We start from the raw sequence: 11907 nt of genomic DNA on the forward strand, positions 1-11907 counted from the left end.
TCGGCGGATCGCACATGGGCCGGCCGCGTTGTCCCCCGGTCGCAAAGGAGCTTTTCATGAGCACCGTCAAGGTCACCGACGAGTCCTTCGAGAAGGACGTGCTGCAAGCCGATCACCCGGTCCTGGTGGACTTCTGGGCCGAATGGTGCGGCCCCTGCAAGCAGATCGCGCCCGCCCTGGAACAGATCGCCGGCGAACTGGCCGGCCAGGTCACCATCGCCAAGCTGAACATCGAAGACAGCCCCACCACCCCCTCGCGCTACGGCGTGCGCGGCATCCCGACCATGATGCTGTTCAAGGACGGCCAGATGGCGTCGATGAAGGTGGGCGCCATGCCCAAGCAGAAGATCCTGGAATGGCTCTCCGAAGCCGGGGTCCAGCCGGCGGCGTGAGCGCGGTCGGGCGGAGGCCCAAGAGATTGCAGAAGGGTCGGCGAAAGCCGGCCCTTTTTTCGTGTAGGGCGGACGATCCCTCACTGGTCCGCTCGCAAACGTCGGGCGGCTTTGGAGCGCGCTCAGAGCACCCGCTAACCGATGAGGAGGCGCCGATGCAGGTTGACCATGGGTTTGTTCTTGCCCCGGAGCTCAGCGAGCTGAGCTTCAAGGCCGGCGCTCACAAGGACGTCTCGTTGCCAGCGGCCATCGTCGCTCGTTTCGGCCACGAACAGGTACAGCGGCTGCTCTTCGTCCTCAGGCAGGCTGGCGCGGTACATATGAACCATGTCGAGCAGCAGTGCTGAAGCGGCGCTCTCGACTTCGGCCCAGATTTTCCGGACCTCGCCGATGATCAGTGACAACCCTTCAACGTATTCCCGAATGGTGAGGACCCAAGACACGTTGCCCTTTTCGTCGGCACGCTCGGCCTTGAGGCGGTCAATCAACGCTCGATCAAGTTTGCTGTCCAGCATCAAAAGATCGGTGGCGAAGGCGAACGTGACGGAGTGCTCAAGCCGGGCGGTCGGACTGCGTTTGCTCAAGTTTCCATCGGCAGTCTCCAATCCAACCCACTTGCCGCCCGTTGTCCAAGACGTAATGGGCAGGGCATTGTGGAGTACGGCGTTGCGGAGGCACTCGGTGGCCCAGAATCCTACAAGGCTTTCTCGTTGCTCTCGGAATGCGCCATCCAGTCGGGCGACCTCGTTGGATTTCCGACCAAACTCCTTCTTTGTTCTACGTAAGGCGTGTTCTGAGGCCATCTCGCCGGCAGCGAGTAGGTTCACCAGGTGACGGTCGACCTCTCGGCGGCGGTCGAGCAGTTCTGCCATCGAGGCGCCGCTCCGGACCATGTTCTCAACATTCACGCTCGCGACAGCCTTCTCGAATGCAATGTAGTTCGCGATTAACACCGCGAAGGCTTCTTCGACTGCAAGGGAGGCCATGAGCCGGTCCACCGCGTTGCTCGCCGCTTCGAACGCGTCCGCCGTGCTAGGATGCGAGTGCCGCCAAGCTAGATGATCCGTTGTCAGCACATAATTCGAGCCCAACCTAGCCTCCAGTGAGTAAATTTCAGCGCGCGCCCGGGTTGATCCACCGCAATCTGATTAACCTCGACCGATGTTCGCTCACCAACCTTACCGCTATTCGGAGAGCCTGCTTTTACTGCCGGCCTCGAGCGCAACCGCCCTCCCGGGGTGCGTCAGTCCGGGACATCTGGGCGCTCAACCTCTCACCCCCCCACTTGCGCCCACGCCCCATTCCGCGCACGACTCCGGCCCAACGACACACGGCCCCTCGGGAGGAGCGCTCATGAAGACCCGCATCACAGACCTGCTCGGCCTGGAGCATCCCATCGTCCAGGGGGGCATGCACTATGTGGGCTTCGCCGAGATGGCCGCGGCGGTGTCGAACGCCGGCGGCCTGGGCATCATCACCGGCCTGACCCAGGGGACGCCGGACAAGCTGGCCGCCGAGATCGCCCGCTGCCGGGAGATGACCGACAAGCCGTTCGGGGTGAACCTGACCTTCCTGCCTTCGGTGACGCCGCCGGACTATCCGGGCTTTGTCGAGGCCATCGTCAAGTCGGGCGTCAAGATCGTCGAGACGGCGGGCAACAATCCGCAGAAATACCTGCCGGCCCTGAAAGCGGCGGGCATCAAGGTGATCCACAAGTGCACGGCCGTGCGCCACGCGCTGAAGGCCCAGGCCATCGGCTGCGACGCGGTGAGCGTCGACGGCTTTGAATGCGGCGGCCATCCGGGCGAGGACGACGTGCCTAACTTCATCCTGCTGCCCCGGGCGGCCGAGGAGCTGGAGATCCCCGTCCTGGCCTCGGGCGGCATGGCCGATGGGCGGTCGCTGGCCGCGGCGCTCTGCCTGGGCGCCGACGGGATCAATATGGGCACCCGCTTCATCGCCACCCAGGAAGCGCCTGTACACCCCAATGTGAAACAGGCCCTGGTGGACGCCAGCGAGCTGGACACCCGGCTGATCATGCGGCCCCTGCGCAATACCGAACGCGTGCTGAACAATGCCGGGGTGGAGCGCCTGCTGGCCAAGGAGAAGGAGATGGGCGCCGCCATCACCTTCGCCGACATCGCCCCGGAAGTGGCCGGCGTCTATCCGGCCATCATGCGCGACGGCGACATGGACGCCGGCGGCTGGTCCTGCGGCATGGTCGCGGGCCTGATCCACGACATCCCGACGGTGAAGGAGCTGATCGACAAGATCATGGCCGACGCCGAGGCCATACTGCGCCGCCGGGTGGGGCAGTTCGAGCTGGGTTGAGCCTTAGAGCCTGATGCGATCAGACGGAACCGTCTGACCGCATCAGGCTCTAAATTCAAAGACTTGAGCGCGTTTGGATCCGATAACCGGTCCCCACTTATCGGAACGCGCTCTGAACGGCCGCCGTGAATCCTTTTCCGGCCTCACACGTTTGCGGCGGGGCAGGAGACCGATCATGCCCCAGACCCTTGAGAGCCCCCGCCGCTTCAGCGTCCACGCCCACCACGACGAGCGCGGCCCCGCGCGCATCGTGGAGGAGGCCTCCTTCGAGGCCGCGGCGCTCGCCTATGTGGAGGACTTCCACCCCCCGGCCGACCTGGACGGGGAGGTGCAGGTCATCGTCTGCGAGGTGGAGAGCGGCCACGAACACTGCTTCCGCATCGACCTGGCGAGCGGTGAGACGGAAGCCTGCGGCTAAGAGCGCCTCAGACCTCGCCGCCGGCCCGGCGATAGGCGGCGCGGGCCTGTGCGAGCTTCGCCCGGGCGGCCTTGCGAGCCGCAGAGTGTTCAGCGCGCGCCTTGGCCCGGCGCCGGGCCAGATCGTCGGCCTCGGCCTCGAAGGCGGCCTCGTCCCGCGCATGACGGTCCTCCATCCGCGCCAGGGCCTTCTCGGCCGCCGCCAGCCGGGAGCGGTCCGGCGGCGCGGGTTTGGCGGGCGCCTTGGGGGCGGTCTTCGCGCCCGCATCGCCTTTGGCCTTGCCCTTGGCCTTCCGAGGTCGCTCGGGGACCGACGGCAGGCCAGGCTCCAGGGTGAAGGGGTCGGCGGAGCCCAGGGGCCGCTTGAGCGGCGTCTGCGGATGCTCCAGGGCCGCGGCGATCGCGGCCGCGTCTTTCGTCACCCGGGCCTCGCCCTGCGCGAACAGGTTCTGACGCACGCCCCAGGCGGCCAGGGCCGCCTTCTGGTTGGGCGCGGCGACCACCGTGTCATAGAAGCCGAGCTCGGCCTGATAGACCTTGAGGCGCGGCGCGGCCATCTAGCGGCCCTTGTCCAGCAGGCTGAGCGTGCGGGCGTCAGGGCCGCCGCACCAGCGCTCCAGGGCCGCGGCGAAGGGCCCGTCCGGCGCCGCGGCGGCGAAGAGCGTCATGGACGAACAGAACTTCAGGTCGTCCGGCGCGCCGAACAGGGCGTTCAGCGACACAGCCGGGCTTTCGCGCACCAGGGCGGTGGCGGCCTCCAGCCGGGGGCCCAGCACCGGGTGGGCCAGATAGGCGCGGGCCTCGGCCAGGCCGTCCAGCCCGTAGCGCCAAGCCATGGACGACTGGCCCAGCCCCTTGAGCTGGGGGAAGACGAACCACATCCAGTGGCTGCGCTTGCGCCCGGCGCGAAGCTCCGCAAGCGCGGCCTCGATCACGCCCGCCTGGGCGGCCACGAACCGCTCAAGGTCATAGGCGTCCTCAGTCATGGCGGCGGCGAACCATAGGAGGGCTCCGAAGGATCCAGGTGACGCCCAGACTACGCGCCGTCACGGCATCGGTTTCATCGCCGGCGCGTCTCACGGATGTTCTTTTTTTGTTTCAATCGCCGCAGCCCATGGCAAAGTCCCCGGCGCCGCGAGGGGCTCGCGGGCGGCCGACGGATGGGACGGGCGATGAAGGTGACGTGGCTGGCGGCGCAGGGCGCCGCGGAAGATGCGGTGCTGGAGGCGCTGGGTCTGGAGCCGGCGCCCGAGGCGGCGCCCGGCCGGTGGTTCGAGGCGCCGTTTGTGATGCGGACCTTCCAGGACGGGTGGGTGGTGGTGGCCGCCATGAAGGGCTTGGACCTCGACGAGGACGTCCGGCGTCTCGCCGCCGCGCATCCGGGCCAGACCGTGGGCTGCTACGGCAGCGAGACCGTCATGGTCTCGGAGATCCTGGCCTTTGAGGCCGGGACGCTCACCTGGTCGGCGCTGCACGACCCGGACGCGGCCGAAGACCTCCAGGTCAAGGGGCCTGCGCCGGCCCTGGTCGGCGAGCGTCTGGCCAAGGCGCGGCGCGATCAGGCCACCGACGATGAGGTCGACTTCGTCTTCGATGTGCCGATCGATGTGGCGGCGGGCCTGACCGGCTTTCATCCGAATGAGGATGAGAACGCCGACTGGACCGTCCTGAGCCCGCGCGAGGGTTCGGGGCGCGCCGGCCTGGGCCGCTCCAAGGGCCGGACTGGCGGCGGCCTCCTGGGCGGCCTGCTGCGGGCGCTGGGTCTGAAATCCTGACCGTTCAACCCGCGCGGGCTCAAGTCTCTGAATTTGGCGCCTGATTCAGCGATCAGACGGTTCCGTCTGATCGCATCAGGCGCTAGCGGGGCCAGGTCTCCGGGTCCATGGCCAGGACCTCGCCGGCGAAGTGCAGGCCGCCGCAGATCAGGACGTGGGGGGCGGGGCCTGGCCGGGCCAGGGCCGCGGTCAGGGCCTCGGTGACGTCGGGCCATGCGGTGGCTGTCAGCCCGGCCTGCCGGGCGGCGGCGGCGATCTCCTCGGCCGGGGCGGCGTTGGGACTGTCGAAGGTGGTGGTGAAGACCGCAGGCGCGGGCGTCAGGCCGGCGAAGGGGGCGAAGAAGCCTTGCGCGTCCTTGCGGGCGAACATGGCGCTGACCAGGACCACCGGGCGCGGGTCGCGGGCGGTGAGGCGGGCCAGCGCCTGGGCCAGGGCCTGGCCGGCATGGGGATTGTGTCCCCCGTCCAGCCACAGGTCGGCGCCCCGAGCCGCCGCCCTCTGCGCCAGCCGGCCTTCGCGCAGGCGCTGGAAGCGGGCGGGCCACTGGGCTGAGGCCACCCCGCGGGCGATGGCGTCCTCGTCGATGCGCGGATGATCCAGCAGGGCCATGGCGGCGGCGGCGAGGCCGGCGTTTTCGAACTGATGGGGGCCGAACAGCGAGGGCGGCGGCAGGTCGATCAGGCGCTCCCCCAGCTGGACCAGCAGTCGGCCATGAGCCTCCCAGGCCTCGGCATCGCGGCCCATCAGGGTCACCGGCGCGGCTTTGGACTCAGCTTCGGCCAGGATGGGCGCCAGGCCCTCCGCCATCTGGCGGGCCACCACCACGGGGCGGCCCTGTTTGATGATGCCGGCCTTTTCCCAGGCGATCTTGGACAGCTCCGGCCCCAGCATCTCCAGATGGTCGTAGTCCACCGGGGTGATGACGCAGAGCTCGGGCGCCTCGAAGATGTTGGTGGCGTCGAACCGCCCCCCCAGCCCCACCTCGATCAGGCAGAGATCGGCCGGGGTGCGGGCGAAGGCCTCAAGCGCCAGCACGGTGGTGATCTCGAAGAAGCTGATGGGCTCGCCGGCATTGGCCGCCTCCAGCTCGCCGATCAGGGCCTCCAGGGCGGCGTCGCTGATCAGTTCGCCGGCCACCCGGATGCGCTCGGCGAAGCGGACCAGGTGCGGCGAGGTCAGCACATGGACCTTCAGCCCCGCGGCCTCGGCGATGGCCCGCATATAGGCCACGGTCGAGCCCTTGCCATTGGTGCCCGCCACATGGATCACCGGGGGCAGGCGCCGCTCGGGATGGCCCAGCGCCGCCAGCAGCCGCTCCACCCGCCCGGTGGTCAGGTCGATCAGGCTGGGATGGTTGGCGCGCAGGCGCGCGATCACCTCGTCGGAGGCGCGGATCGGATCATACATGTGCGGAACCTCGCCCGGCGCAGGCGTGGAGGAGAAGCGGCTTCGGGTCCCAGATCAGGCGGCGGACGAACGGTTGCGCCCCATCATGAGGGTGGTGAGGATGGAGCCCAGAACCCGCGGCAGGTCGGCGCGGTTGACCACCTTGTCCACCATGCCCCGCTGCTCCAGGAACTCCGAGCGCTGGAAGCCGGGCGGCAGGGTCTCGCGGATGGTCTGTTCGATCACCCGGCGGCCGGAAAAGGCGATCATGGCGTTGGGCTCGGCCAGGTGGATGTCGCCCAGCATGGCGTAGGAGGCCGTCACCCCGCCGGAGGTGGGGTCGGTGAGCACCACCACATAGGGCAGGCCCGCCGCGCGCACCTCGTTCACCGCCAGCGTGGTGCGGGCCATCTGCATGAGGGACAGGGTGCCCTCCTGCATCCGCGCCCCGCCCGAGGCGGTGAAGATCACCAGGGGGCATTGGCGGGCGATGGCCTCATGGGCGGCCTTGATGAAGGTCTCGCCGGCGGCCATGCCCAGGGATCCGCCCATGAAGGCGAAGTCCTGCACCACCACCACCGTCTCCTGGCCGTGGACCTTGCCCACGCCGATGGCCATGGCGTCGTGCTCGCCCGTGGCCTTGCGGGCGGCCTTGAGCCGCTCGTGATAGGGGCGCTCGTCGGGGAATTTCAGCGGGTCGTCCACCACATGGGGGGTGGCGATGCGCTCAAAGGCCGCGTCATCGAAGGTGATGGCCAGCCGGTCCCTGGCGCCCACCCGCATGTGGTGGCCGGACGGGGTCACCCACAGGGCGGCCTCCAGGTCCGGGCGATAGATCATCTCGCCGCTGTCGGGGCACTTGACCCACAGATTGTCCGGGGTCTCGCGCTTGACGAAGGCGTTGCGGATGCCGGGCGCGATGCGCGACAGCCAGCCGCCCTGGCCCTGGGGCTTTTCCGGCTTGTCGGACTTGGAATCGGCCATGGTCAGGCCCTCTCGGCTTGCTTGCGGGCGGCGCGGACAGCCTGGGCGAGATCGGCGACCTTGGAAAGCACCTTGCCGGCCACGTCGGTCTCGCCGGCCTCCAGGGCCTCGGCGACGGTGTCCACCAGGGCCGAGCCCACCACCGCGGCGTCGGCCACCTGGGCGATGGCGCCGGCGCGCTCGGGCGTCTTGATCCCGAAGCCCACGGCCACCGGCAGGCCCGAAGCCGCGCGGATGCGCTCCACCGCCGGACGCACGGCGTCGGCGTCGGCCTCCTTGGCGCCGGTCACGCCGGTCACCGAGACGTAATAGACAAAGCCCGAGGTGCGCCGCAGGACGGCGGGCAGGCGCTTGTCGTCGGTGGTGGGGGTGGCCAGGCGGATCAGGCTGAGCTGGGCTTCGTCCAGGGCGTCGGCCAGGGGGTCGGCCTCCTCGGGGGGGCAGTCGACGATGATCAGGCCGTCGATGCCGGCGGCCGCCGCATCCCGGGCGAAAGCCTCATAGCCGTAGGTCACCAGCGGGTTCAGATAGCCCATCAGGATCAGCGGCGTGGTCTGGTCGCCCTGACGGAACGCCGCGGCGAGGTCGAGCACGCCTTTCAGCTTCATGCCGCCCTGCAGCGCCCGCTGGGCGGCCCGCTGGATGGGCGGGCCCTCGGCCATGGGATCGGAGAAGGGGAAGCCCAGCTCGATCAGGTCGGCGCCGGCGGCGGGCAGGCCCTGAAGGATCTTCAGCGCCGTGGCCCGGTCCGGATCGCCGGCCATGACATAGGCCACGAAGGCGGCGCGGTTCTCCGCCTTCAGCGCCGCGAAGCGCGCGTCGATACGCTCGGTGGTCAAATCTTGCGTCCCAGTCGGTCGGCCACGGCGGCGACGTCCTTGTCGCCCCGGCCGGAGAGGTTCATCACCACGATCCCGCCCTTGCCGACCTCGCGGGCGATGTCGGGCAGGCGGGCGATGGCGTGCGAGGATTCCAGGGCCGGAATGATGCCCTCCAACTCGGCGCACAGGCGGAAGGCGTCCAGGGCTTCCTGGTCGGTGGCCGTCAGATAGCGCGCCCGGCCCACATCGTGCAGCCAGGAATGCTCCGGCCCGATGCCCGGATAGTCGAGGCCCGCGGAGATGGAGTGGGCCTCGGTGATCTGGCCTTCCTCGTCCTGCAGCAGATAGGTCTTGTTGCCGTGAAGCACGCCGGGGCGGCCGCCATTGATGGCCGCGGCGTGGCGGTCGGTGCCCATGCCATCGCCGGCCGCCTCGACCCCGAAGATCTTCACCCCCTCGTCGTTGAGGAAGGGATGGAAGGTGCCGATGGCGTTGGACCCGCCGCCCACACAGGCCACCACGGCGTCGGGCAGGCGACCCTCGGCCTTAAGGATCTGGTCGCGGATCTCACGCCCCATCACCGCCTGGAAGTCGCGGACCATCATGGGATAGGGGTGGGGGCCGGCGGCCGAGCCGATCAGGTAATAGGTGTCCTCCACGTTCGTGACCCAGTCGCGCAGGGCCTCGTTCATGGCGTCCTTGAGCGTCGCCGAGCCGCTGGTCACCGGGACCACCTCTGCGCCCAGCAGGTTCATGCGGAAGACGTTGGGCTGCTGCCGCTCGGTGTCGACCTTGCCCATATAGACCACGCAGGGCAGGCCGAAGCGGGCGCAGACCGTGGCCGTGGCCACCCCGTGCTGGCCCGCCCCGGTCTCGGCGATGATGCGGGTCTTGCCCATTTTGCGAGCCAGCAGGATCTGGCCGATGCAGTTGTTGATCTTGTGCGCGCCGGTGTGGTTCAGGTCCTCGCGCTTGAAATAGATCTTCGCCCCGCCGAACCGCTCGGTGAGCCGCTCGGCGAAATAGAGCGGCGAGGGCCGGCCCACATAGTGGGTCAACAGGTCGTTCAGCTCGGCCTGGAAGGCGTTGTCCGTGCGGCTGGCCAGATAGGCCGCCTCCAGATCCAGCACCAGCGGCATCAGGGTCTCGGCCACATAACGGCCCCCGAACTGGCCGAACCGCCCCTCGGCGTCGGGATAGGCGGTGTAGTCGTTGGGCGTGGCGGGCGGGGTCGGTGCGTTCACGGTCGGGCGCGTCCTTGCGAAAAGCTGGTCATGCGCGGCGCACGGCGTCCAGGAACGCCGTGATCAAGGCCGGGTCCTTTAAGCCTGGACCGCGTTCCACGCCAGAGGAAACGTCCACGGCGGGCGCGCCGGAGCGGGCGATGGCCTCCTCCACGTTCCAGGGGTCCAGGCCGCCGGCCAGCAGCCAGGGCCGCGACAGGCGCCGGTGCGCCATCAGGTCCCAGTCGAACCGGGCGCCCACCCCGCCGGGCAGGGGCGAGTCCTTGGGCGGCTTGGCCTCGAACATCAGATGGTCGGCGCAGCCCTCATAGCGCAGGCCGGCCTCGATATCGGCGGCCTCGGAGACATGGCAGACCTTGATGGTGCGCGCCCCCGTGCGCTGGTTGACGGCCCGCACCCGCTCAGGGCTTTCGCGCCCGTGCAACTGGATGATGCCCGGCGCCAGGATCTGGGCCAGGCGGTCGAGCAGGGCGTCGGAGGGGTCCACCGTCACGGCCACCACCTCGGCGCGGCCGCGGGCGGGTTCGGCCAGGCGCCGGGCGGTCTCGGGGCTCACCGCCCGGGGGCTGGCCTCGAAGAACATGAAGCCCAGCCACGCCGCCCCGCCATCGAGGGCGGCGGCCACGGCCGCCGGCGTGGACAGGCCACAGATCTTGGTTTGCACACGGGCTGAGCTCATCCGTCCGAATTAGGGGATGGCGGGGCGGATGGGCAAGGCGCCCGCGCAAGCTTGGCCGACCTGGGTCAGGCCTTGTCGGGGGCCGGGCTCTGGGCCGGGTTCGGGGCCGGGGCCGAATTCTGCGCCTTCAGCTGGTCGCGGATTTCCATCAGCAGGGCCTCGGTGGGGGTCGGCGCCGGGGCCGTGGCGGCCTCGGCCGGCTTCTCGGCCTCCTGGCGGCGGATGGTGTTGACGCCCTTGACCAGCAGGAAGACCACCCAGGCCACGATCATGAACTGGATCACGGTGTTGATGAAGGCGCCGTACTGGACGGCCACCAGCTCGATGGCCTCGGTGGCGGGATCGTCGGGCCGCAGGACCCAGACCAGCTGCGAGAAATCAATGCCGCCGGTGAGCAGGCCGATGGGCGGCATGATCACCTGGTCCACCAGGCTTTTTACGATGGCGTTGAACGAAGCGCCGATGATGACGCCGACGGCCAGGTCGATGACATTGCCGCGGGCGATGAATTCACGAAATTCCGAGACGATGCTCAAGGCACGACTCCCCCAAGGGTCGGCGCTGATCCGCGCCGATAGCTGCTGAGACATGCAGGATCAGCCGTCGGCGTTCAGCCGTTCGCGCAGTTCCTTGCCGCTCTTGAAGAAGGGCACGTGTTTGGCCCGCACGTCCACCGGCTCGCCGGTGCGGGGGTTGCGGCCGGACCGGGCGTCGCGGGAGCGCACCGACAGGGCGCCGAAGCCGCGCAGCTCCACGCGGCCGCCGTCTTCCAGGGCGACGATCATCCGCTCGAGGATGACGCCCACCACCCGCTCGATGTCGCGCTGGGTCAGATGGGGGTTTTCCTCAGCCAGGCGGGCGATCAGTTCGGATTTGATCATGGGACTTTCCGCTCGTTCGGCGGCCGGGACCATGGGCGAGTCCTTGGCGGGGATCAAGCTGGAACAGAGTCCGGGCGGGCGCGGGCGGGCAGTTAAGCGAAAATCCAGGCGGCCTGATCCCAGGGCCGCCCCCAGTGATCGAACCGTATTCGGTCAGGTCGAACCAAGAAAAAGACCCCGCCGGCGCGCCGACGGGGTCTCGTTCGTCCAGGCTGGAACGCCAGGCCTATTCCTTGGCGGCGCCCTTTTCGCGAAGGGCCGCACCCAGGATGTCGCCCAGCGAGGCGCCGGAGTCCGACGAGCCGAACTGCTCGATGGCTTCCTTTTCCTCGGCCATTTCCAGGGCCTTGATGGACAGGGACAGGCGACGGGCCGCCTTGTCCACATTGCTCACCTGGGCGTCGACGCGGTCGCCCACGGCGAAGCGCTCAGGCCGCTGGTCGGCGCGGTCGCGCGACAGGTCGGACTTGCGGATGAAGGCCGTCATCGGGGCGTCGTCTTCGCCCAGCCGCACCTCGATGCCGCCCGAAGTGACCTCGGTCACCGTGACGGTGACGGTCTGGCCCTTGCGGTAGGTGTCGCCCGCCATGGGATCGCCGGCCAGCTGCTTGATGCCGAGCGAGATGCGCTCCTTCTCGACATCCACGTCCAGCACCTGGGCCTTGACCATCTCGCCCTTGTGGTAGCGGCTGATGGCTTCTTCGCCCGGCGTCGACCAGTCCAGGTCCGACAGGTGGACCATGCCGTCGATGTCGTTCTCCAGGCCGATGAACAGGCCGAACTCGGTGGCGTTCTTGACCTCGCCCTCGACGACCGAACCCACCGGATGGGCTTCCAGGAAGGCGTCCCACGGATTGGCCATGGCCTGCTTCAGGCCCAGGGACACGCGGCGCTTGGACGGATCGACGTCCAGGACCACGACTTCGACTTCCTGGCTGGTGGAGACGATCTTGCCGGGGTGGACGTTCTTCTTGGTCCAGGACATTTCCGAGACGT

Annotated in this window: 15 protein-coding genes; 4 read left to right on the top strand and 11 right to left on the bottom strand. The window is 68.9% G+C overall.

Annotated features, from left to right (window positions below; genetic code table 11):
• Positions 1–56 precede the first annotated feature (56 nt).
• On the top strand, positions 57–392 hold the full coding sequence (trxA, locus tag V7D28_RS03700; protein ID WP_333586010.1) for a thioredoxin: 336 nt from the start codon (positions 57–59) through the stop codon (positions 390–392).
• 134 nt (positions 393–526) lie between these two features.
• Here trxA and V7D28_RS03705 read toward each other — a convergent pair whose 3' ends face one another.
• Positions 527–1483, bottom strand: coding sequence for a hypothetical protein (locus tag V7D28_RS03705; RefSeq protein ID WP_333586011.1), 957 nt, complete (start codon positions 1481–1483; stop codon positions 527–529).
• 262 nt (positions 1484–1745) lie between these two features.
• Here V7D28_RS03705 and V7D28_RS03710 point away from each other — a divergent pair, with 262 nt between their 5' ends.
• Positions 1746–2723, top strand: coding sequence for an NAD(P)H-dependent flavin oxidoreductase (locus tag V7D28_RS03710; RefSeq protein ID WP_333586012.1), 978 nt, complete (start codon positions 1746–1748; stop codon positions 2721–2723).
• A gap of 175 nt (positions 2724–2898) precedes the next feature.
• Positions 2899–3141 carry a DUF5961 family protein gene (locus V7D28_RS03715; protein WP_333586013.1) on the top strand — a complete coding sequence of 81 codons (243 nt, stop codon included), beginning with the start codon at positions 2899–2901 and terminating at the stop codon, positions 3139–3141.
• Positions 3142–3148: 7 nt separating this feature from the next.
• Here the strand turns inward: V7D28_RS03715 and V7D28_RS03720 are convergent, their stop codons facing one another.
• Together V7D28_RS03720 and V7D28_RS03725 are read right to left on the bottom strand one after the other, a co-directional pair.
• Positions 3149–3697, bottom strand: a complete 549-nt coding sequence (locus V7D28_RS03720; protein ID WP_333586014.1) for a hypothetical protein — start codon at positions 3695–3697, stop codon at positions 3149–3151.
• On the bottom strand, positions 3698–4126 hold the full coding sequence (locus V7D28_RS03725; RefSeq protein WP_333586015.1) for a DUF1810 domain-containing protein: 429 nt from the start codon (positions 4124–4126) through the stop codon (positions 3698–3700). It lies immediately after the preceding gene.
• 186 nt (positions 4127–4312) lie between these two features.
• Between V7D28_RS03725 and V7D28_RS03730 the strand changes: the two genes are divergently transcribed.
• On the top strand, positions 4313–4915 hold the full coding sequence (locus tag V7D28_RS03730) for a hypothetical protein (RefSeq protein ID WP_333586016.1): 603 nt from the start codon (positions 4313–4315) through the stop codon (positions 4913–4915).
• An 82-nt stretch (positions 4916–4997) separates the two neighbouring features.
• On the opposite strand, the gene V7D28_RS03735 is transcribed toward V7D28_RS03730, so the two are convergent.
• The 8 genes from V7D28_RS03735 to V7D28_RS03770 form a co-directional block, all read right to left on the bottom strand.
• Positions 4998–6323: a bifunctional folylpolyglutamate synthase/dihydrofolate synthase gene (locus V7D28_RS03735; RefSeq protein WP_333586017.1), complete on the bottom strand. Its 1326-nt coding sequence runs from the start codon at positions 6321–6323 to the stop codon at positions 4998–5000.
• A 54-nt stretch (positions 6324–6377) separates the two neighbouring features.
• Complete coding sequence (gene accD / locus V7D28_RS03740; RefSeq protein WP_333586018.1) at positions 6378–7286, bottom strand: acetyl-CoA carboxylase, carboxyltransferase subunit beta; 909 nt, start codon at positions 7284–7286, stop codon at positions 6378–6380.
• Positions 7287–7288: 2 nt separating this feature from the next.
• Positions 7289–8125 (bottom strand): tryptophan synthase subunit alpha, encoded by an 837-nt coding sequence (gene trpA / locus V7D28_RS03745; RefSeq protein ID WP_333586019.1) that lies wholly within the window; start codon positions 8123–8125, stop codon positions 7289–7291.
• Entirely contained in the window at positions 8122–9351 is a 1230-nt protein-coding gene (trpB, locus tag V7D28_RS03750) for a tryptophan synthase subunit beta (RefSeq protein WP_333586020.1), read from the bottom strand. The genes trpA and trpB overlap by 4 nt, the downstream gene beginning before the upstream one ends.
• 28 nt (positions 9352–9379) lie before the next feature.
• On the bottom strand, positions 9380–10030 hold the full coding sequence (locus V7D28_RS03755; RefSeq protein ID WP_333586021.1) for a phosphoribosylanthranilate isomerase: 651 nt from the start codon (positions 10028–10030) through the stop codon (positions 9380–9382).
• Between the two features lie 65 nt (positions 10031–10095).
• Positions 10096–10566: a large-conductance mechanosensitive channel protein MscL gene (mscL, locus tag V7D28_RS03760; protein WP_333586022.1), complete on the bottom strand. Its 471-nt coding sequence runs from the start codon at positions 10564–10566 to the stop codon at positions 10096–10098.
• A 60-nt stretch (positions 10567–10626) separates the two neighbouring features.
• Positions 10627–10911, bottom strand: coding sequence for an integration host factor subunit beta (locus V7D28_RS03765; protein WP_333586023.1), 285 nt, complete (start codon positions 10909–10911; stop codon positions 10627–10629).
• 226 nt (positions 10912–11137) lie between these two features.
• On the bottom strand, positions 11138–11907 hold a 770-nt coding region (locus V7D28_RS03770), incomplete at its 5' end, for a S1 RNA-binding domain-containing protein (RefSeq protein ID WP_333586024.1).

Origin of the sequence: Phenylobacterium sp. (assembly GCF_036723115.1) — a bacterium.
In the GTDB taxonomy this organism is placed as follows: domain Bacteria; phylum Pseudomonadota; class Alphaproteobacteria; order Caulobacterales; family Caulobacteraceae; genus Phenylobacterium.